Below are 21,129 nucleotides of genomic sequence, written 5' to 3' on the forward strand. Positions count from 1 at the left end.
ATTGCAGAATTCGGGGACCAAGATGACAGAAATACAACGCCTGCTAACTCACACCATTGACGAACTGAACGTGCAGGAAAAACGCGATAATCGCCCGCGTTTTAGCATCAGTTTTATCCGTAACCATCCGGGCCTGTTTGTTGCCATGTATGCCGCGTTTCTGGCGACGCTGGTGGTGATGCTGCGCTCTGAAACGCTGGTGGATTCGGTCTGGTTGTTGGTGGTGCTGTTCATCCTGTTCAACGCTTTTTTCTTCTTTGACGTCTATCCACGCTATCGTTACGAAGATATCGATGTCCTCGACTTTCGCGTGTGTTACAACGGCGAATGGTACAACACCCGCTTTGTCCCCCGACAGCTGATCGACCGTATTATGCAGTCGCCGGACGTCGATAGCGAGCAGAAGGCGCAGCTTAAAAAAATGGTCGACACCAAAGGCGATCTCTCCTTTTACGATGTCTTTACGCTGACCCGAGCCGGTACTGCGCAATAAGACGATTCAGCGTCCGCAGCGCCAGCGGATAGCGGGAAGCAGAAGTATTGCCATACCCCAGCACCAGCCCGCTCCGCCCCCGCCGCGGGTCGAGATAGAAATGACTTAGCGCAGCGGGCGCCAGCTGAAACTGACGCGCCTGCTGCGCTATCGCGCGATCGTCGATCCCCTCGATGGCCAGCGTCAGATGGAGCCCCCCTTCCCCACCAAGGACTTCGCACGGCACGGTGATCTCTTGCGCCAGCGCCTCGCGCAGCAACTGCTGACGTTTGCGGTACAGACGACGCATCGCCGCCAGATGACGCGCATAGTGCCCCTTCTCGATAAAGCTGGCCAGCGCCCGCTGTTCAGCGCGGTGCCCCCCGCGCAGCAGCGCGCCAATGGCCTCCTGAGCGGCATCCGCCAGCGCGGGCGGCATTACCATAAAACCGATACGCAGCGCCGGAAAAAGGGTTTTGCTGAAGGTGCCGAGATAGACCACCGGGGCATCCGGGACCATTCCCAGCATCGCCGGGATCGGCTCTCCGCTGTGGCGAAACTCGCTGTCGTAGTCATCCTCCACAATCCACGCGCCGTGCCGATGGGTATACTCCACCAGCGCCAGACGCCGCGCGGCGCTCATAACGCTCCCAAGGGGATACTGATGAGAGGGAGAGGTGAAAATCAGCCGGGGTGGTTCTGCCGCGCCGTTGGCTATACACATCCCTTCATGATCGACGGCCATCCCACAGACCTGCAGCCCCGCCCGCTGGAAACCACTCCTGGCGCCCAGGTATCCCGGCTCTTCCTGCCACACGGTGTCGCCCGGGTTAGTCAACAGCGAGGCGCATAAGTTGACCCCTTCCAGCGCCCCCTCGGTGATGACGATCTGCCGGATGTCGCACTGAATACCCCGGGAGAGCGCCAGATGGCGAGCGATCGCCTCCCGCAGTTGGGGATCGCCCGCGGCCTCACCGTAACCCAGCAGCATGCTGCCCTCGTCGCGCAAAGCCTTATCCATTAACCGCCGCCACAGCGGCAGCGGGAAATAGTTCACCGCCGGCATGCCAGGGGTAAACGGCAGCGCCGGCGAGTCACGGCGCATAGCGGCTGGCAGCCCCTGCAGCCGCTCAGACAGCACAACGGGTGGCGCGATTACCTCCTGCCGGCGGCTGGCGGCGAGCGGCACAACCTGCGTCCCCTGACGGCTTCGCGTCAGGTATCCTTCCAGCGTCAGCTGCTCCAGTGCGGCATTCACCGTATTGCGCGACAGATGCAGTCGATCGGCAATCATGCGCGATCTTGGCAAACGGCAGCTGGCCGCCAGGGTTCCCTGCAGGATGGCATGGCGCAAAGTGTGGTAAAGGGCGCGCTGCAGGGTTTCGTCCGTTCGCTGCCGCATCCCCTGCGTCACCAACCCATAAAACGCATCGTCCGGTATGTTCATGTCACCTCCTCGTGGATCCATAAGAACATACTCTGGTGGCACTTTTTATGGAACCAGCCAGCGCGTACGCTGCCTGTACATCCCCAATAAGGAAACCGCAATGTGTGAATACAATCAGTTTGGACAGGCGCTCGGCGCCGCGCTGCCCGACTGGCAACCCCGCCCCTGGCCAACGCGGCAGGTACTGCAGGGCAGCCGCTGTCGGCTCGAACCGCTCACCCTCGCCCACGCCAGCGATCTGTTTGCTGCCCACCAGCTGGCGCCCGACGCCCGCAGCTGGACGTGGCTGCTGCGCGAACCGGAAACCAGTCTGGCTGAATTTAGCGCCTGGGTGGCGCAGGTTGCGACGCTGACCGATCCTATCCATTTCGCCGTCGTTGACCAGCAGCGCGGGACGGCGGTCGGGTCGCTGGCGTTAATGCGTATCGATGCCAACCACGGCGTGGTCGAGGTGGGGCATGTCCATTTCTCTCCGTTGCTGAGCCGAACGGCTATGGCCACCGAAGCGCACTGGCTGTTGATGCAGTATGTTTTCGGGACGCTCGGCTACCGTCGCTATGAATGGAAATGCAATAGCCTCAATACGCCGTCAGGCCGGGCGGCAAGGCGACTGGGATTTCAGTACGAAGGACGTTTTCGTCAGGCGCTGGTAAGCAAAGGACACAACCGGGACACGGACTGGTTTTCAGTGATTGATGGCGAATGGCCGCAGCTGGATAGCGCCATGCGCCAATGGCTGGCCGCCGACAATTTTACCGCCGACGGCCAGCAGCGCCGTCCCCTGGAAAGCTTCCGTTAACGACGTTTTTTGCGCCCCTGCACCGCTTTAAAGCGGGGGTTGCTCTTACAGATCACGTACAGCCGCCCTTTGCGTTTGACCAGCTGGCAATCCGGGTGGCGCTGTTTGGCGCTGCGTAATGAGTTAACGACCTGCATCATGCCTTCCTTTTTGCATCAATAAAGCCGCCGAAGCGCTGGCGGAAACGGGCCGCGCTACCCTCGCTGGCGAACGTTTTTTGTTTGCCGGTGTAGTAAGGATGCGATTTCGATGAGACATCGATCGTCACATACGGATACGTCTCACCGTCGAGCTCAATCACGCGTTCGGTGCGGATGGTTGAGCCAACTTTAAAATATTCATTGGCGCTGGTGTCGTGAAACACCACCGTGCGATAGGGAGGATGGATATGGGCTTTCATGATGACCTCGTAATTATGTTATAACATAACAATTAAGTTACGCCGTTCCACGACAAAGATCAACCATGGTTATAGCAGGGGTAATAACAAAGAGGCGAGTTTCCTCGCCTTTGGCTTCAGGGAGCCAGACGGTGGGCGATAGCGCGAAGTTGCTCCGCGATAGCCTGCAGATCTTTCCCCTGCTCGACTCTGGCGCCGCTGGAATGGCGAATCACCAGGCGCGCCGGCAGGATGGATGAGGTATGCGCCGCGCCGCTGGTACTGCCGAGGATCCGCCGCACCGCCTCTTTACCCTGCAGGTCGAGGTCCAGCGATACCGTACTCAATGCCGGATAGAAAAAGGAGCTTTCGTAGGTATCGTCATAGCCAATCACCGATTTCTCTCCCGGCACCGCCACCTGATGCTGATGGAAGGCGCTGAGCACCCCCAGCGCCATTTGGTCATTGCCCACCAGCACAGCGCTGAAGTTCGGCGTTTCACGCAGCATCTGCAGCGCGCCGGCGTAGCCGCTTTGCGCATCCCAGTTGCCGTGCAGGACGGTCACCGGCTTCAGGCCGTAGCCATCCAGGGTCTCCAGCCAGCTTTTCAGCCGCAGTTTGGCCGATACGGAGCTGTCCGGCCCCGCCAGCAGCGCGATCTCCCGATGCCCCATCTCGTAGAGATATTTGACGCTGGCCCGGGTGCCGTCCGCCGGGTTAAACGAAACGTTAAACACGGAGCTGTAGGGATCAACATCGAGAAACAGGCAGACGATATCATCGTTGTCAGCGGCGATTTTCTGCGCCTGTTCGGTCTCCAGCGGCACGTTGATAATGACCTTATCCACCCGCTGAGACTTCAGCTCATTGATGGAATCCTGGATGCTTTGGTTGACGCTCTCATCGATCATCGAAATCAGGACCTGGTAACCTTCCAGATTGGCATAGCGTTTTACCGCCGCCGCTACCTGGGAGGGGGCATGCCAGGCCAGCGAAATCGTCACCAGCCCCACCGTCTGGCTCTCCTTCCCCACCAGCTGCTGCGCCAGCCGGTTGGGCACATAGCGTAGAGCCTCTATCGATTTCTCCACCTTGCGGCGCGTCGCTTCGGATACATTGGCAGATTTGTTGAGTACCCTGGACACGGTCTGGTAAGAGACACCCGCATGACGTGCGACGTCTTCCAGAGTAGCGCTTTTAGACTTCATGGTCCGGTTCCTTATGTTGTTATCCCATGATTGTAACAGGGGCCATTTGAAAAAACGCTCACCGCCACTTCTCACCGCAAAATTAGACCACAAAAAGTATTACGTTCACAACCAGGTTAATTGTGAATCACCTCACTCATCACAACAAAAACCAGCGTTATTATTTGCACTTAGTCACACAATAATCATATCTCGTTTGCCTGAAGTTACATTTAGGCATTTTATGACATCAGTTATGTGAACGTAATACAAAACAATAAGAGGATAGAGATGAATACGACACTGCGCGCCCTTTCCACAGCATTAGCCGCTGCGCTAATCACCCCTTCCGCCTTTGCGGCTACCGCTGCGATCCCGACCGTTGATTTTCATGGCTATTTGCGCGCCGGGGTTGGGGTCTCCGGCGACGGTAGCGAAGCGGAATGGCAAAAGAACAAGCTGGGCCGGTTGGGGAACGAATCGGATACCTATGGCGAACTGGAATTGGGCTCCGAGGTCTACAAAAAAGATGATGTCAGTTTCTATCTCGACAGCATGGTCAGCATGGTCTCCGATGGCTCTAACGATAATGAAACCACGTTGAACGATGACGCGCAGTTCGGCTTACGTCAGCTGAATCTGCAGATCAAAGGGCTGATCCCGGGCGATCCAAATGCGGTGATCTGGGGCGGCAAACGTTACTATCAGCGTCACGATCTGCACATCATCGATACCAAATACTGGAACATTTCCGGCTCCGGGGCCGGGGTGGAAAACTACACCCTTGGCCCGGGCGCCGTCTCGCTGGCGTGGATCCGCGGCGATGCCAACGACGTTGACTATCGCGTCGATGGCGACAGCAACGTCAATATCAACTATATCGATTTACGCTATGCGGGATGGAAGCCGTGGTCCGGGTCGTGGACCGAATTCGGCATCGACTACGCCATGCCGAACACCACCAAAAAACAGGACAGCTACGGCGGGCTGTACGATGCCGAAAATGGCGTGATGCTAACCGGTGAAATCAGTCAGGATATGCTGGGCGGCTATAACAAAACCGTGCTGCAGTATGCCAACAAAGGGCTGGCGCAGAATATGGTCTCCCAGGGCGGCGGCTGGTACGATATGTGGAACTACGTGAATGACGCCACCGGCTATCGCGTGATTAACACCGGTCTGATCCCCATTACCGAGAAGTTCTCCATCAACCACGTTCTGACCTGGGGCTCGGCGGATGATATTACCGACTACACCGACAAAACGCGGATGCTGTCGCTGGTCGCCCGCGGGCAGTATCAGTTCACCGACTATGTGCGCCTGATTGGCGAAGTCGGCGGTTTCTATCAGAAAGACAGCTACAACAATGGCACCAGTTACAAACAGGCCGGTGAGAAATATACCATTGCGCTGGGTCTGGCGGACGGGCCGGACTTTATGTCACGTCCGGAATTACGTATTTTCGCGTCGTATCTGAATGATTCCGAAGATGGTAAACCATTTGAAGACCAGACGGCGAATAATACCTGGAATTTCGGCGTGCAGGTTGAGGCCTGGTGGTAATATCGCTCTGGTAAGAAAAATACGTTATTGATATCTCCAACGCTAAGGTCATTAATTACCCTCCGGTAATCATTATTGCCACTGCTGTCTTTGTCTTATTTTCGGGATAACCTGTTTTCAGGTTATCCCGTTTTATTTATTTCCGCGCGGCAAAATGGTCATCCAGCAATTGACGTAGCGCATCGGACTGCTTACCGAAAATAGCATGAACCTGCTGACCAAGAATAATGACGCCCAGCGCGCCCTGCTGCTGTAATGCGTCAGAGTCCACGGCCGACAGATGACGAACCGTTACCCGCAGACGGGTAATACAGGCGTCCACTTGGGTAATATTCGCTTCACCGCCGAAGGCCTGAATCAGCGCCTCGATTTGCTGTTTTTCCGCTTCGCTTAACGGTTGTGCCGGACGCGCAGGCGAAAAATAGTGCAGGAAAGATTTTAAACTCACCATCATAAACTCCAGGGTAATAGATAAAAAAAAGCCTGCTCGGCAGAGCAGGCGTGGAGAAAAAGGATTACGCGTGGCGACGGAGAATACGGCAATCCCATGCTGACAGGGTCAGCGGGTCCGACACCGCCGCGTCGGTCAGGCAATCCCGATACCCTGGCGGCAGGCTCAGGGTATGGCTTTGCGCGCTGTAGTTCTGCAGGAAGACAAACGTACTCTCACCGTCGGTGCGCGCGGTGGCCACCACTCCGGGCGGTAAATCCGCCGCGATCGCCCGCGGCAGCGCCAGCTCCTTGCTCAGGGCGGCAAAAAAGTCGCGCTGGAAGGCCAAATCGTTGCGGGAGGCCACATGCCAGGCTTTACCTTTCCCGAAGCCGTTCACCGTCACCGCTGGCCTTCCGGCATAAAAATCATCCCGGTAGGTGGCCAGCGTCTGCGCGCTTTCGGTATGGATCAGTTCACAGAGATGGCGCACCTGATAGGGGCCCTGAAGTCCGCACTGATTCCCGGCCAGGCCCTGCACCAGATTAAACTCGCCGTCATTCAGACAGTCGATCTCCTCCGCCCAGATGCCCAGAAGATTGCGCAGCGGGCCCGGGAAGCCGCCGAGATAACAGAGATCGGACTCGTTGACGATGCCGGTCCAGTAGGTAGTCACCAGATGGCCGCCGCTGGCGACAAACGCCTCCGCCCGCCCGGCAAAGCCGTCGCGCACCATGTATAACATCGGGGCAATCACCAGCCGGTACGGCGTTAAATCAGCGTCGGCGTCAATCACATCGACGGCGATGCCCTGCTCCCAGAACGGACGGTAGTGCTCATTGACCGTCTTCTCATACTCCATACCCAGATTGCGCGGCCCCTGGGCGTCATCAAGCGCCCAGCGGTTCTGCTGGTCGAAGATAATCGCCACTTTCGCCTCGGTGCGACACCCCCTCACCGCCGGCAGCTTGCTGAGGATCTCGCCGAGCTGGCTGACTTCACGGCCAATGCGGGTATCAATATGCCCAACGTGGTCGACCACCGCGCCGTGGAATTTCTCAACCGAACCACGGCTCTTGCGCCACTGGAAATACTGCACCGAGTCGGCGCCATGCGCCACCGCCTGCAGCGAAGAGAGAATATGCATCCCCGGTTTCTTCAGTTTGCTGGTCGGCTGCCAGTTGGTGGCGCCCGGCGTGGACTCCATCAGCACAAACGGCTGGCCGCCCTTCAGGCTGCGCATCATGTCGTGATACATCGCGGTATAGCAGGCCAGCGCGGTTTCGTCTTTGTCGCGGTGCCACATCGGATAGCTGTCCCAGGAGATAAAGTCCAGCACCTCCGCCAGCTGCCAGTAGTCGTAATCGTAAAAATACTCCATAAAGTTGGTGGTCACCGGCAGGGCGGCATTCGCCGCCTTCAGCGGGGCGATTTCATGGCGGCAGAAATCGGTCACCTGGGCGGTATTAAAGCGATGCCAGTCCAGATTCAGGCCGTGGATCGACACCTCGCCCTGCGGCGCAGGCGATTCAATCTGCGACCAGTCGCTGTAGGTATGGCTCCAGAAAGTGCTCCACCAGGCCTGGTTGAGATTCTCCAGGGTCTGGTACCGCGCCTTCAGCCAGTCGCGAAAGCGAGTCTGGCAGCGCTCGCAATGACATTCACCGCCATATTCATTGGAAATATGCCAGCCCAGCACCGCCGGATGCGCAGAATAGCGCTCCGCCAACAGGGTATTGATTTTAAGGGTCTTCTCACGATACACCGGCGATGACATACAGTGGTTGTGACGGCCGCCGTGCAGGGCTGGCACCCGATCGCGCCCCACCCGCAGAACCTGCGGATAGCGCTGTGACATCCACGCCGGACGCGCGCCGCTCGGCGTGGCCAGAAAAACATGAATGCCGGCGGCATACAGTTTATCGAGGATAGTATCCAGCCAGGCGAAATCAAATACCCCTTCGCACGGCTCAAGTTTCGCCCAGCTAAATATTCCCACCGACATCACATTACATTTTGCCTGCTGCATCATGGCAATGTCTTTATCAATAATATCGGGGTCATTCTCCCATTGTTCCGGGTTATAATCTGCGCCATGCAGCAGCGTATTAACCTTTGGATGTAAAGGTGCAAATTTATTCATAATAAACTTCCTGAAAAGAACGACAAAAAATTAATTAAATACTTTTACCGACGGCAATACTTTTCCCTGGCAATCAAATAGCGCCTGATTTTCACGCGCATTGCCCTCTTTCCATTCGTCATGGATATATTTCATCCCCGCCGGGGTGGCCCAGGTATTTCCCGGAACGGCAATCCACGTGGGCTCCCAGTAAAAAATCCCTTTGCCGCGCTGGTCGGGAACATCGACAACCGCCTGCATCAGATCGTGGATATAGCGATATTGTCCCTGCACGCTGGCGGGATATCCCCCGTCCTTTTCCTCTTTGGCCTGGAAACTGTTTTCCGCGTTATCGCAGTTGGCCAGGGTATAGGCATAGGCCGCCTCGACGACAATAACGTCTTTGTTATAGCGTTTGCTGATGTCATCCATATTGGCCTTCAGGGCGCTGATCGGCCCGTTCCAGTAGGTGTACATCGACAAACCGATCACGTCATACGGCACATGGCGTTTCTCTATTTCGTCAAACCACCAGCGGAAGGTATCGTTTTTGGTCCCTTCAGCCAGATGCAGCATGATTTTCACCTGCTCGCCGTTGTGCAGGTTCGCCTTCAGGCCATCAATGGCCGCGTTCAGCAGACCAGCCAGCCGGTCGAACTCTCCGCCCCCCTGCCCCCAGCTTTTCCCTTCCGGCCACAGCATACCGCCATTGATCTCATTGCCGATCTGCACCATATCCGGCAGGACGCCCGCCTGCTTAAAGCGGGCGATGGTATCCCGGGTATAGTCATGAATCGCCGTTTTCAGCTGTGGGTAATCCATCTTTTCCCAGCCCTTCGGTTTGAACTGCTTGCCGGGATCGGTCCAGAAATCGCTGTAATGAAAGTCGAGCAGCAGCTTCATTCCCTGGGCTTTCGCGCGTTTCGCCAGCGCCAGGGTCGTGGCCAGATCGTTATTCCCGCCGCCATAGCCCTCGCCGCTTGCCGATTGCGGATCCACCCACAGGCGGAGGCGAACATAGTTGACGCCGTTCTCTTTCAGAATGGCGATCGGATCCTTACGCTGGTTATTCTGGTCGTAGAAGGTCGCCCCGTGCTTTTCAGCATCCAGCAGCGTGGAGATATCCGCGCCTTTAATAAAGTCCGCCGGCATGCCCTGAAAGGCGCGGGTTTCAAGCGCGTCCGCCGCCAGCGAAGGGGGGGAAAAACTGCATGCCAGACAAACCGCAAGCCATGCGGGTGTAAATCTTTTCATGTGCTTATCCTTTAGTACTGCCCGAGGTCAGGCCGGAGACGAAGTATTTTTGTAACGCCAGATAGAGGATCGCGACCGGCACGGCAATCAGCACCGCCCCCGCCGCGTAGGTGGTGTAGCTGGCCCCCATTTTTTGCGCCACCAGGTTATACAGACCGATAGGCAGGGTGTATTTATCCGGGGTACGCAGGATGGTGCTGGAGAGGATGAAATCCCCCAGCGGGCCGGTGAAGGAGAACAGCGCCACCACCGCGAGGATCGGCCTCGACAACGGCATGATGATCTCGATAAAGATGCGAAAGCTGCTGGCGCCGTCCATGCGGGCGGACTCATCCAGATCTTTGGGGATCGCGTCGAGATACCCCTTCATCAGCCAGGTGTTCATCGGGATCATTCCCCCGACGTAGATCAGCACCAGCGCCAGATGGCTGTTAATCAGGCCAAGCAGTTGCGACAGCACAAAGATGGCAATCAGCGCGGAAAACTGCGGGATCATCTGCAGCAGCAGGAACAGCATCAGCCCGTTCTGCCGCCCTTTAAAGCGGAAGCGGGAGAAGGCGTAGGCGGTAAAGCTGACGCTAATCAGGGTCAGCACCATGGTCAGGAAGCTGATTTTCATCGAGTTCCAGTACCAGGTAAGGTAATTCACATTGCCATTGAACAGATCGGCATAGTGCTGGAACGACAGATTTTCCGGAATGATCGAGGTACTCAGCAGGCTATTGCCGGCGTTCAGCGACGCCCCGACGGTCCAGACCAGCGGATAGATAATCACCACCGAGACCAGGATAACCACCAGCCAGGTGAGAGAGAGTCGGATCCACTTTTCGCGTTTAATACTGGGTGATTGAGCCATGTTGCTTCCCTTACGCCATGTCGTCATTTTTGAAGGATTTGGTGGCGCGGAACTGCCACAGCGCCAGGCCGACGACGAAGATCGACAGCAGGATAGTGATGGTCGCCGCGATGGCGTACTGCGACGAGGACATCGTCAGCTTATAGATCCACGACACCAGAATATCCGTCCCGCCGGCGTTAGATCCCGCCACTGCAGGGCCGCCGTTGTTAAACAGATAAATGATGTTGAAATTATTAAAGTTGAAGGTGTACTGGGTGATGATGATCGGCGCGATCGCGTACAGCACCAGCGGCAGGGTGATGGTGCGCAGGCGGGTAAAGGCGCTGGCGCCGTCCATCGTCGCCGCTTCATACAGATCGTCCGGGATCGCCTGCAGCACGCCGGTGGTCATGGCAAAGACAAACGGGAAGCCAAGCCAGGTCTGCATCATGATCAGCGCGGTTTTGGTCCAGAACGGGTCGGTCAGCCATGCCTTTGGACTGATGCCGAAGAATGACAGGATCGCGTTGTTAATCACCCCGAAGGAGTCATTGAACATCCCGGCAAAGACGAGGATGGTGACAAACCCCGGCACCGCCCACGGCAAAATAAAGATAGTGCGGATCAGCGGCTTAAAGCGCAGATCTTTTTGGTTCACCAGAATCGCCAACAGCACGCCCACCGTACACTGCAGGGTGGTCGCCAGCAGCGTCCACACCACGGTCCACTGCAGCACATCCAGGAAGGTGGAGCGCCAGATGGAGAGGGTGAAAATATTGACGAAGTTTTTCAGGCCCACCCAGTCCACCAGCTTCGCCGGCGGCGTGTGGTACAGGTTATAGTTGGTGAAGGCGATGGCGAAACCAAACAGAATGGGAAAGATCACCACAAAGACCAGCAGAATAAAGCCTGGCGTGATCATCAGGTATGGGAAGCCATCGCTCAGCAGCATCTGGTACTGCTTACGCACGCTGTTCAGCGCGACCCCCTCATCGCGTTTTTTGCCGTTCAGCCACGCGTCCCGCAGCGAGAGAAAATAGATCAGCACGCCAAAAGCGACGATCAGCACGCTGATAATCCCCTCCGCTAACAGGAAGATAGAGTTATCCCGGGGCACCTCTTCACCCAGGGTATAGAGCCCCCACAGCCCCTCGCGCAGGAAGTCATAAAAAATACCCAGAAAGCTGCTCAACAACACCAGGAAGACCAGCCCCTTCAGCCACTGGCGATGATAAAACTGGCCGAAACCCGGCACGATTGCCAGCAGCAGGCCGCACCACGCATGGCGCCCGGGCCCGCGCGCGTCGCTAAAATTTTCGCTGGAATGGATGCTCACACTCGACTCCTTCTACAAACGGGAGGTCCCCCTCCCGCTCGGTGACTTCACGTGACGGTAAATTACTGATTGCTGGCCTGCATCGCTTCGATCTGCATCTTGATCTGTTTCACCGCGTTATCGAGCGCGGCCTGCGGCGCCTGCTTGCCGGTGAGGCTCAGTTCAAGCGCGGCATTAGCTGGCCCCCACACTTCCCCCATCTCCGGAATGCCCGGCATGGCCATCGCCCGCGCCGACTGTACGGCGACGGCGCTGGCCTTTTCGTCATTTTTAATCACCGGGTCGTCAATCATCGCCTTCAGCGGCGGGATTTCGCCGGTGGCGACATAGCGGGCTTTTACATACTGCGGCTGGTTGATGAACTCGATAAACTGTTGCGCCAGCGCCTTGTCTTTACTCCAGGTCGATACCACGTAGCCCTTAACGCCGAGGAAGGAGCTCATCGGCTTGCCGTCCGGCAGGGTCGGCAGCGGCACCACGCCATAGTTGATACCGGCGGCTTCATACGGCTGGAAGGCCCAGGGGCCGTTGATCACCGCCGCCGCTTTTTTCTCGGTAAACAGCGAATCAATGGCGTTCAGCCCGTTATCGCCGAGGATCCCTGCAGGGAAAGCCTTCTCGGCATAGAATTTTTTCAGGAAGGTCACGGCTTCCACAGCGCCGGGAGTATTGAGCCCCACCTGCTGCGGGTTGAAACCGCCGCCGTCGTTCTTCGCGAAGATATAGCCGCCCATCGGGCCAATGGCTCCCCAGCTGTAGTAGATCTGATCAAACTTCGCCAGCAGGCCGTATTTGTTCTGCTCGCGCTGGGTCTTCGAGTAGTCCAGCCAGGCCTGCAGGCTGTCCAGCGGCTTGTCGATCAGGTCCTTGTTGTAGATAAGCACCAGGGTTTCCACCGCTTTCGGGATGCCGTACAGCGCGTTGTCCATGCGGAAGGCATTGATAGAGGCTGGCGTAAAGGCATCCTGTTTCGCCTGCTCGACGTTGAGCGGCGAGAGAAGCCCCTGAACGACGGCGCCGCCGAGCTGGTCATTCGGGATCACCAGCACGTCCGGCCCAATGCCCGCCGGGCCGTCGAGGCGCAGCTTTTCCAGCTGCTGGGCATAAGGCATCTCCTGCAGATTGACCTTCACGTTGTACTGCTTCTCAAAATCGCTGACCGCGGTTTTGATGCCAGTGGATTTTTTAATGTCTTCCCAAACGTTGAGCTGCCCGGCGGCATGCGCCTGCAGGCTGGTAAGTTGCCCCGCCGCGAGGGTGGTAAGGATCAGTGCAGCAAGCGTGTTCTTTTTCATTATCAACCTCATGTGAAGGTATAACAATTTAATGGTTTTTATTTGAATTACGTCTGTCAGCTAGAAAAAAAATCATTTCAAACTGCGTTGTTACATAGAAAACAGACGCTGATTCGCTTTTGTTATACGCTACGCTTTGATTAGGGATAAAACTACCATAAGCTGCCAGTTGTGTGATCATCCTTGCAGAAATGAAACGCCGCTGTATGGCGCAAATTCCGCGGAAGTTATAGTCAGGACATGATTTTAGCGCTGTTGAATATCGTCACGCTGTTTTGTTACACGTAATACAATTTCACTCAACTCAGCGACACGCCAACGGCAAACAACGGCTACTCACTTCGGGGAATGTGGATGTCCAATATACGACTGAGGAATGTCACCAAAAGGTTCGGCAGCACGGTGACGCTGCACCAGGTCAATCTCGATATTGAAGATGGCGAGTTTGCGGTCTTCGTCGGCCCTTCCGGCTGTGGAAAATCGACGCTGTTACGTATGATTGCCGGGCTGGAAGAGGTTAGCGACGGGGAAGTGCTGATCGGCGATGAGGTGATGAACGATGTGGTCCCCGCCCGCCGCGGCGTGGCGATGGTTTTTCAGTCCTATGCGCTCTACCCGCACATGACGGTGGCGGAGAATATGGGCTACGGGCTGAAGGTGAATAAAGTGCCGAAAGCGGAGATCCGTCGCCAGGTGGAAATGGTGGCCAAAACGCTGCAGCTCTCTCACCTGCTGGACCGTAAACCGAAGCAGCTCTCCGGCGGCCAGCGGCAGCGCGTGGCCATTGGCCGCGCTATCGTGCGTAATCCCCGGGTGTTTATGTTCGATGAGCCGCTTTCTAACCTCGACGCGGAACTGCGCGTCGATATGCGCCTGCATATTGCCCGCCTGCACCAGGAGCTGAAGACCACCATGGTGTATGTCACGCACGATCAGGTGGAGGCGATGACTCTCGCTGATAAAATCGTGGTCATGAACTACGGAAAGGTTGAACAAATGGGTTCGCCGATGGCGCTTTACTACAATCCGGTCAACAAATTCGTCGCCGGTTTTATCGGCTCGCCAAAGATGAACTTTTTACCCGCCACCGTCAGCGACTGGCAGCCAGAGCGTTTAACGGTCACCCTCGCCCAGGACCATCAGCTCACCCTGAACGTTGCCACCCAACCGCTTAACCCCGGCGCCGCGGTAACGCTGGGGATCCGGCCAGAGCACCTCACGCCTGAAGTCTCCACCGGTACCGTGGTGGAGTTTCAATGTGAAGTGGTGGAACGTCTGGGCAACAATACCTACCTGTTCGGCCAGTGCTATGGTCACGATAACGTCAAGGTTCTGCTGCCCGGCGACGTCCATTTCCGCCCGTGGCAGAAGATTAATCTGGCCTTCGATGACCGCTTCTGCATGGTGTTTGATGAGAACGATCTGCGCATCAGCGCCGATATCACGGCGCCAGACGCGCACTAAGCCAACATATTGCTGTCATCTGCGCAGCGTATGCTGCGACTGAATGCCGGAATACATCCTGCCCGGCATTCACACCCTCATTTTTATTCTGCTGCATCGGAATCATCCTTCTCTCCCGGCATCGCAGGCTATTGTGATGCCGGTTTTTTTCCCCGCACAGCGCGATTTCTCCCACTGCGCCCGGTTTATCTTTCGCATATACTGATGACACCCGGCGAACGATAAGGACACAGGCATGAGGACCCGGCATCTGATGGCGCTGTTTACAGGGGTGCTGATACTGGCCATCATCCTGCCCATCTCGCTCAGCATCTGGCAGGCGGCGCGGCAGGCCAAAATGCAGTTCTATCGTGAACTGGATGATTATTCCAACCGCATCGTCGTCCGCACGCTGCAGGTCGCCGATCAGGCCCGGGAAGCGCTGCGGGAGGCCGATGCACATACAGCCTCGTCCTGTAGCCCTGAACATCTGCTCATGCTCCGCCGGATCGCCTATACCCACCGCTACGTTCAGGAAGTGCTCTGGCTGCGGGATTCCGTGCCGCAATGCTCCTCCCTGGAAGACCACAGCGTCGCGGTGACCTTCCCGCCACCGGACCACATTGCCTCCGACGGCTATCGCACCTGGCTGACCTCGATTAACGATCTTGGCCTCAATCACCAGATGACGGCCATGGCCAGCCAGCAGCATATGGTAATGATCGATCCCATCTCCTTCATTGATGTGGCGCCCGTCAGCGAGGAGAAGATCCATAGCATGCTGTTTGGTTTGGACCATCTGAAAATGGTGATCAGCAGCCAGCCGCTGCCGGCGAAGGCCTGGCAACGGATTAAAGACCCGCACCTGAATATGCTTACCCTGGATAATACGGTCTACCGGATCCAGCGCATTCCCGAGCTGGGATCCGGCATTGTGACCTGGTCATCCACCCTGCCCCTGCAGCAGCACATACGGCAGCAGTTGATCTTCTGGCTCCCGGCCGGCATCTTCACCAGCCTGCTTGCCACCTGGCTGCTGCTGCGCCTGCTGAGACACCTGCGTTCACCGCGTAACAGTATGCTGGACGCCCTCCATTCCCAGGCGATTCAGGTTCACTATCAACCGATTATTTCATTGCAGGACGGGAAAATCGCCGGAGCCGAAGCGCTGGCGCGCTGGCAGCAACCCGACGGTACCTATTTATCGCCGAATATCTTTATTCCCCTGGCCGAGCAGACCGGGCTGATCACCCAGCTGACGGAAGATATCGTCAGGAAAATTTTCGCCGATCTGGGCCCCTGGCTGAGGCAGCGGCCGGAAGTGCATATCTCCATCAACCTGTCGGTGGATGACTTACGCTCTCCCACCCTGCCCACGCTGTTACACGATCAGCTGCAGCACTGGGGGATCGCCGCCGAACAGATCATCCTTGAGATCACCGAGCGCGGGTTTGTCGACCCGGAGACCACCATGCCGGTGATCGCTCACTACCGTCAGGCTGGCCATCGGATCTCGATTGACGATTTCGGTACCGGCTACTCCAGTCTGAGCTATCTGCAGAAGCTGGACGTCGACACGCTGAAAATCGATAAATCCTTTGTCGATACCCTCGAGTACCGGCCGCTGACGCCGCACATTATTGAAATGGCCAAGGCGCTCAATCTGACCACCGTCGCCGAAGGGGTGGAAACCGAAAGCCAGCGCGACTGGCTGCGACAGCATGGCGTTCAGTACGCCCAGGGATGGCTGTACAGCAAAGCGCTGCCAAAAGAGTCATTTATTCAGTGGGCGGAAGATAATCTCCATGCGCATTAAGCGGCAGGCAGCCTGCGCAGAAGGTCAGCGGGCGCAGCCTCTTCGCCGCCCTCTGCCGGAGGCTACTTCAGATAGGATTTAATCACCTGCATCACCGTCTCCAGATCCGCTTCACGCTGCGTCTCATCTGGCTCTTTCACCACATGGTCGGTCAAATGCCCCTGGATAACCTGCAGCATCATGCCATTGACCGCGCCGCGGATCGCCGCCAGCTGCTGTAGCACCTCAGCGCACTCATGCTCGCGATTAAGCATTTTCTCTAATGCGGTACTCTGCCCCTGAATTTTCTTCAGCCGGGTCAGTAACTTCTTTTTGTCTCTCACTGTGTGTGACATTGCGCGATCCACCGTTTTATTCTGCCGTCATTGCCCGACCTTCGACGCCGGCAACGCTTGCCAGCATAGCATGATCCCTTTTATCAGCCTCTTTTTCTACTGGGGGGTAGTATTTTACTACTGGGGGGGAGTAGCATAGAGCCACTTTTGGCAAGGATCCCGATATGAACGATTTCACTTCCCTTCTGCAGCAGGGCAATGCCTGGCTGTTTATTCCCAGCGCGATACTGCTCGGCGCGCTGCACGGCCTCGAACCCGGCCACTCAAAAACGATGATGGCCGCCTTTATCGTGGCGGTACGGGGAACCTTAAAGCAGGCGGTTCTGTTAGGGCTGGCGGCGACGGTCTCGCATACCGCGGTGGTCTGGCTGATCGCCATGGCCGGCCTGTGGTTTGGCCGCGGCTGGAACGCCCAGACTTCTGAGCCCTGGTTTCAGCTGATCTCGGGGATTGTCATTGTGTTGATTGCCTGCTGGATGCTCTGGCGCACCTGGCGCGAATCGCGGCCCCACGCCCACCACCATCATCCTCAGCACGGGCACGACCATGACCATGACCATGACCATGACCATCATCATCATGAACATCATGACCACCATCATTCTCACTCCCCTGGCGCGCCGCTGGTGGCGGAGGAGTGGCAGGACGCGCATCAGCGGGCCCATGCTCAGGAGATTAACCGGCGCTTCGATGGCCGCCAGGTGACGACCGGGCAGATTGTGATGTTTGGCCTGACCGGCGGGCTGATCCCCTGCCCGGCGTCCATTACCGTACTGCTTATCTGTTTACAGCTGAAGAAATTCTCGCTGGGCGCCACGCTGGTACTCGGCTTTAGCGTCGGTCTGGCGCTGACGCTGGTGGCTTCCGGGGCTATCGCCGCCCTGAGCATGAAACATGCCACCCGCCGCTGGCCGTGGCTTAACGACATCTCGCGCAAAGCGCCCTGGATCTCAGGCTTACTGATTATTGTGGTAGGGATCTACATGATGCTTCATGGCCTGAGCGGCCTGTAAACCACAATGCGCCCTCTTCTTGACGACGAGGGCGCGGGTTCCCTTCAGGAGACGCTCTCCCGGGGAGTGCTGACCGCCCGGCGGCGGACGGGCTGGCTGAACCACGGCAGGCACAGCTGGATCAGCGGCCCAATCGACAGCGCGTAAATGACGGTTCCGACGCCAAACTTGCCCCCCAGCAGACAGCCAATCAGCAGCACGGAGAGCTCGATCGCCGTACGGATACCGCGCAATGACCAGCCGGTGCGAGCGTGCAGGCCGGTCATCAGGCCATCGCGCGGACCCGGGCCAAAGCCCGCGCCAATGTACATCCCGGTGGCGATAGCGTTCATCACAATCGCCACCACCAGCAGCGCACTGCGCGCCACCAGCGACTCCAGCGGAGGCAGGACGGCCAGCGTGGCGTCCGCCGCCAGCCCCAGCACGATAACATTACTCACCGTGCCGAGCCCCGGCATCTGCCGAATCGGGATCCATAGCAGCAGCACCGCGGCGCCGGTCAGGATAATCACGGTCCCGAAACTGATCCCCAGCTGTTTAGCCACCCCAAGATGAAAAACGTCCCACGGATCGGCGCCGAGATTAGCATGCACGAAGAGCGCCGTGGACACGCCGTAGAGCACCAGACCGATATATAACTGCAGCAGGCGACGAAGCATATTTTTTCCTCAACATCATTGCGAATGCCCTCATCATCAGCAAAAATGGACTGATAATTAATGGCCAGTTTTGGAAAAGTGGATCGCTATGTCAGCCCGACGCTTTGGAACACAGTCCCTGGTACGCCTGCTTGGCAACTGGCAGGAGTCCAGTTCCCGCACACCGCTATGGCGCCAGCTGGCGGAAGCGCTCCGCCTGCTGATCCTCGATGGCCGTCTGACGCTACAGACGCGCCTGCCCGGCGAGCGCGAGCTGGCGGCAGCCCTCAACGTCAGCCGGACGACCATCGCCAGCGCCCTCGGCCAACTGCGGGAGGAGGGGTTTCTCCATAGCCGCCAGGGGAGCGGGTCGCGCATTGTCCTGCCGGAACGCCCTGCCGATCTGCCGCTGCCCTCTGCGACCCCCTCGACGATCAATCTCTCTACCGCCGCCCTCAGCGCCGGTCCGGAGGTCCATCAGGCCTTCCAGCACGCCATGACCTTGCTGCCGCCCTATCTCACCCAGACCGGCTACGATCAGCAGGGGCTCCCGGTGCTGCGGGAAGCGATTGCCCGGCGCTACAGCGAACGTGGCCTGCCGACGCGGCCCGATGAAGTGATGGTGGTCAACGGCGCGCTCAGCGCCTTCGCGCTGATCCTGCGTCTGTTCACCGGCCCCGGTGACCGGGTGGTCATTGACGCCCCGACCTATCCAATGGCCATCAGCGCCATTCAGGGCGCCTCCTGCCGGCCCGTTGGGGTCGCACTCCCCCTGCAGGGATGGGACTGTGATGGATTAGCGGCGACCATTGCGCAGACCGCGCCGCGTCTGGCATGGCTGATGCCGGATTTTCACAACCCTACCGGGCGCTGTATGGATGCCCCTACCCGCCAGCGAGTCGCGGACATCGCGGCCAGGACGCGAACAACGCTGGTGATCGATGAGACCATGGTCGACCTCTGGTATAACGCCCCGCCCCCGCCGCCGCTGGCCTGCTTTAATCCCGACGCCGCGGTGATCACTATCGGTTCGGCCGGGAAAAGTTTCTGGGGGGGACTGCGCATCGGCTGGATCCGCGCCAGCGCGCGAACGATCGCCTCGCTGATTCAGGCCCGCGACTCTCTGGACCTGGGTACGCCGCTGCTGGAGCAGTTGGCCTGCAGCTGGCTGCTGGCAAACGCCGCCACGCTGCTGCCGCCGCGACGGGAGATGCTGCAGGCGCGCCGGGACATGTGCGAAGTGCTGATGAAAGAGTATTTTCCCCGCTGGCGCTTTACGCCACCGGAAGGCGGACTCTCTTTTTGGGTGGAACTCCCTGACATGCTGGCCACCCTGTTCTCTGCGCGGGCGGAAAGCCAGGGGATCCATATCGGCACCGGGACGCGGTTTGGTCTGGAGGGCGCGTTCGATCGCTATTTACGTCTGCCGTTTACCTTGCCGGACGAAGCATTGCGCCAGGCCTTCTCCACGCTACAACCATTGTGGCATAGCCTTGCAGAACAGCGGGAAAATACGCGTTTGCGGAAAATAATATAAGAAAATATCGACGGGCTGGCTTCAGCCCGTCAAAAGTCCGTCATCCATGAGGTATATGAGATGTTTTTATAAAATTGCCTGGGTATCCTGCCATCTGGTTATGGCAACCCGGTGACGGAAATAAGGCAATTTCATTAATGCTGGCGCGGAATAGGAAACCCTTTCAGGGAAATAATAAAGCCATCTTCATCTTTTTTAATTTTAGCGCCGGTGTCACACCAGTCGGAGGCAATGCGAAAGAACTCATCACTACCGATATTCCAGTTCAGGCGGACGTGTTTTACGTATCCTGAGCGCAACATATCGCAGGCTTCGCTATAGTTGCTGGCTGTAGAGAATTGTTGTTTCATTTTTTCTTCTTCAGAAGTTTTCTTAATGCTTTGATTTCTTTAGGGGTTAATGGCGTCGCTTCCTCTTCGGTATGCTGGCTGTCAATGTCCTCTTCCGTCACCCCCGCCTCACCTGCTGATGCCTCCAGCTGAAAAGCCAGCTGCAGCAGCTTTTCCGTTGCCGTACCCAGGTTCTCGTTATTCACTTCCGCATAATGACGCAACTTCTCTTTTAACTCAGCGTCAATTTTTACATTCAAAACCACTGTGGTCATAGCTACGCTTCCCGTGCAATAAAATCATCATAATTAATACACGAAGTTAACATGCTGATCCAGAGATATATTTTATAGCATGGATCTGGCAACAAATTCCCAGCAATAAGATGCGCTTTATTTATGACACGCAAATGACATTAATATTGCAGTAGCATTTCAGATTTATGACAAGTCAATATTATGGAATAAAAACGGGTTGTTTTAGCAACAAAAAATAATATGTGATCTGTATCAGGTATTAAATATAGCAGGAATAAAGACCGGGAAAATATAAGGGATATATCATGAGGGCGAAATGGGTGGGGGCCCTGCCAGCTACATCCCGGCACACACGTCGTCTGCTCTGGCTGCTTCCTTCCGGACCTGACCTGGTAAACAGAGTAGCGTTGCGGGAGAACCAACAGAGCCCCCATTGAGAGCGTTGTTACCCAACGCGCTGGCGCATTATCCCTGCTGACCTGGTGAATTGCAAGCGCGCCCCGACTGCCTGCTGGTTTATTGCGCAATAACGCGAATAAAACCAGTCACTCACGCTCAATCTGTGAGAGTGAGAGCGTGCGCTCAGCACACAGCCGGGATATCCACCATACTTATCCACCTTATGTTCTCTTTTATCAT

The 21,129-nt window shown here is 57.1% G+C and carries 21 protein-coding genes and 1 other RNA gene; 7 read left to right on the forward strand and 15 right to left on the reverse strand.

Annotated elements, in window-relative coordinates; genetic code table 11:
• Positions 1-22: 22 nt before the first annotated feature.
• On the forward strand, positions 23-493 hold the full coding sequence (locus K5R89_RS06685; protein WP_064155186.1) for a YlaC family protein: 471 nt from the start codon (positions 23-25) through the stop codon (positions 491-493).
• Here the strand turns inward: K5R89_RS06685 and K5R89_RS06690 are convergent.
• Positions 462-1,919: a PLP-dependent aminotransferase family protein gene (locus K5R89_RS06690; RefSeq protein WP_087827730.1), complete on the reverse strand. Its 1,458-nt coding sequence runs from the start codon at positions 1,917-1,919 to the stop codon at positions 462-464. The two genes, K5R89_RS06685 and K5R89_RS06690, sit on opposite strands and share 32 nt — an antisense overlap.
• A 100-nt stretch (positions 1,920-2,019) precedes the next feature.
• Between K5R89_RS06690 and K5R89_RS06695 the strand changes: the two genes are divergently transcribed.
• Positions 2,020-2,718: a GNAT family N-acetyltransferase gene (locus K5R89_RS06695; protein WP_044521289.1), complete on the forward strand. Its 699-nt coding sequence runs from the start codon at positions 2,020-2,022 to the stop codon at positions 2,716-2,718.
• Here the strand turns inward: K5R89_RS06695 and ykgO are convergent.
• The 3 genes from ykgO to K5R89_RS06710 all read right to left on the reverse strand — a co-directional run bounded on the left by ykgO (position 2,715) and on the right by K5R89_RS06710 (position 4,305).
• Entirely contained in the window at positions 2,715-2,855 is a 141-nt protein-coding gene (ykgO, locus tag K5R89_RS06700; RefSeq protein ID WP_002892018.1) for a type B 50S ribosomal protein L36, read from the reverse strand. The genes K5R89_RS06695 and ykgO overlap by 4 nt on opposite strands.
• The gene (locus tag K5R89_RS06705; RefSeq protein ID WP_004204754.1) at positions 2,855-3,118 is read right to left on the reverse strand and encodes a type B 50S ribosomal protein L31; all 264 of its coding nucleotides are present in this window, start codon (positions 3,116-3,118) and stop codon (positions 2,855-2,857) included. Before K5R89_RS06705 ends, ykgO begins: the two co-directional genes overlap by 1 nt.
• Before the next feature lie 116 nt (positions 3,119-3,234).
• The gene (locus tag K5R89_RS06710; protein WP_064157819.1) at positions 3,235-4,305 is read right to left on the reverse strand and encodes a LacI family DNA-binding transcriptional regulator; all 1,071 of its coding nucleotides are present in this window, start codon (positions 4,303-4,305) and stop codon (positions 3,235-3,237) included.
• 270 nt (positions 4,306-4,575) lie between these two features.
• On the opposite strand from K5R89_RS06710, the gene K5R89_RS06715 reads away from it, so the two are divergent.
• Positions 4,576-5,847 (forward strand): maltoporin, encoded by a 1,272-nt coding sequence (locus K5R89_RS06715; RefSeq protein WP_023288638.1) that lies wholly within the window; start codon positions 4,576-4,578, stop codon positions 5,845-5,847.
• Positions 5,848-5,983: 136 nt separating this feature from the next.
• Here K5R89_RS06715 and K5R89_RS06720 read toward each other — a convergent pair whose 3' ends face one another.
• The 6 genes from K5R89_RS06720 to K5R89_RS06745 form a co-directional block, all read right to left on the reverse strand.
• Positions 5,984-6,298 carry a glucose PTS transporter subunit EIIB gene (locus K5R89_RS06720; RefSeq protein ID WP_072413902.1) on the reverse strand — a complete coding sequence of 105 codons (315 nt, stop codon included), beginning with the start codon at positions 6,296-6,298 and terminating at the stop codon, positions 5,984-5,986.
• A gap of 64 nt (positions 6,299-6,362) precedes the next feature.
• On the reverse strand, positions 6,363-8,420 hold the full coding sequence (locus K5R89_RS06725; RefSeq protein ID WP_065812393.1) for a beta-galactosidase: 2,058 nt from the start codon (positions 8,418-8,420) through the stop codon (positions 6,363-6,365).
• 30 nt (positions 8,421-8,450) lie between these two features.
• The gene (locus tag K5R89_RS06730) at positions 8,451-9,653 is read right to left on the reverse strand and encodes an arabinogalactan endo-beta-1,4-galactanase (RefSeq protein ID WP_117145660.1); all 1,203 of its coding nucleotides are present in this window, start codon (positions 9,651-9,653) and stop codon (positions 8,451-8,453) included.
• 4 nt (positions 9,654-9,657) lie between these two features.
• The gene (locus K5R89_RS06735) at positions 9,658-10,509 is read right to left on the reverse strand and encodes a sugar ABC transporter permease (protein WP_004204761.1); all 852 of its coding nucleotides are present in this window, start codon (positions 10,507-10,509) and stop codon (positions 9,658-9,660) included.
• A 10-nt stretch (positions 10,510-10,519) separates the two neighbouring features.
• Complete coding sequence (locus K5R89_RS06740) at positions 10,520-11,827, reverse strand: carbohydrate ABC transporter permease (protein WP_017898898.1); 1,308 nt, start codon at positions 11,825-11,827, stop codon at positions 10,520-10,522.
• A 62-nt stretch (positions 11,828-11,889) separates the two neighbouring features.
• Positions 11,890-13,122 (reverse strand): maltodextrin ABC transporter substrate-binding protein, encoded by a 1,233-nt coding sequence (locus K5R89_RS06745; RefSeq protein WP_017898899.1) that lies wholly within the window; start codon positions 13,120-13,122, stop codon positions 11,890-11,892.
• A 354-nt stretch (positions 13,123-13,476) separates the two neighbouring features.
• Between K5R89_RS06745 and K5R89_RS06750 the strand changes: the two genes are divergently transcribed.
• Both K5R89_RS06750 and K5R89_RS06755 read left to right on the forward strand, forming a co-directional pair.
• Positions 13,477-14,586, forward strand: a complete 1,110-nt coding sequence (locus K5R89_RS06750) for an ABC transporter ATP-binding protein (protein WP_023288632.1) — start codon at positions 13,477-13,479, stop codon at positions 14,584-14,586.
• Between the two features lie 235 nt (positions 14,587-14,821).
• Positions 14,822-16,381, forward strand: coding sequence for an EAL domain-containing protein (locus tag K5R89_RS06755; RefSeq protein WP_217259259.1), 1,560 nt, complete (start codon positions 14,822-14,824; stop codon positions 16,379-16,381).
• Positions 16,382-16,443: 62 nt separating this feature from the next.
• On the opposite strand, the gene K5R89_RS06760 is transcribed toward K5R89_RS06755, so the two are convergent.
• Positions 16,444-16,716: a metal-sensing transcriptional repressor gene (locus tag K5R89_RS06760; protein ID WP_004204767.1), complete on the reverse strand. Its 273-nt coding sequence runs from the start codon at positions 16,714-16,716 to the stop codon at positions 16,444-16,446.
• A 164-nt stretch (positions 16,717-16,880) separates the two neighbouring features.
• Between K5R89_RS06760 and K5R89_RS06765 the strand changes: the two genes are divergently transcribed.
• Entirely contained in the window at positions 16,881-17,729 is an 849-nt protein-coding gene (locus tag K5R89_RS06765) for a nickel/cobalt efflux protein RcnA (protein WP_072420846.1), read from the forward strand.
• A gap of 44 nt (positions 17,730-17,773) precedes the next feature.
• Here the strand turns inward: K5R89_RS06765 and K5R89_RS06770 are convergent, their stop codons facing one another.
• Positions 17,774-18,388 carry a YitT family protein gene (locus K5R89_RS06770; RefSeq protein ID WP_032453862.1) on the reverse strand — a complete coding sequence of 205 codons (615 nt, stop codon included), beginning with the start codon at positions 18,386-18,388 and terminating at the stop codon, positions 17,774-17,776.
• An 88-nt stretch (positions 18,389-18,476) separates the two neighbouring features.
• Here K5R89_RS06770 and K5R89_RS06775 point away from each other — a divergent pair, with 88 nt between their 5' ends.
• A complete protein-coding gene (locus tag K5R89_RS06775; RefSeq protein WP_217259260.1) occupies positions 18,477-19,904 on the forward strand; it encodes a PLP-dependent aminotransferase family protein in 1,428 nt (475 codons plus the stop codon).
• A 134-nt stretch (positions 19,905-20,038) separates the two neighbouring features.
• On the opposite strand, the gene K5R89_RS06780 is transcribed toward K5R89_RS06775, so the two are convergent.
• From K5R89_RS06780 to ffs, 3 genes are all read right to left on the reverse strand, one after another.
• Positions 20,039-20,254, reverse strand: a complete 216-nt coding sequence (locus tag K5R89_RS06780) for a hypothetical protein (protein WP_004142688.1) — start codon at positions 20,252-20,254, stop codon at positions 20,039-20,041.
• Positions 20,251-20,508 carry a hypothetical protein gene (locus K5R89_RS06785; RefSeq protein WP_023288627.1) on the reverse strand — a complete coding sequence of 86 codons (258 nt, stop codon included), beginning with the start codon at positions 20,506-20,508 and terminating at the stop codon, positions 20,251-20,253. The genes K5R89_RS06780 and K5R89_RS06785 overlap by 4 nt, the downstream gene beginning before the upstream one ends.
• A gap of 309 nt (positions 20,509-20,817) precedes the next feature.
• Positions 20,818-20,914: signal recognition particle sRNA small type (ffs, locus tag K5R89_RS06790), an RNA gene on the reverse strand.
• Between the last annotated feature and the right edge of the window lie 215 nt (positions 20,915-21,129).

Source organism: Klebsiella sp. TF21-TM (assembly GCF_019753495.1).
Classification (GTDB): domain Bacteria; phylum Pseudomonadota; class Gammaproteobacteria; order Enterobacterales; family Enterobacteriaceae; genus Klebsiella; species Klebsiella quasipneumoniae.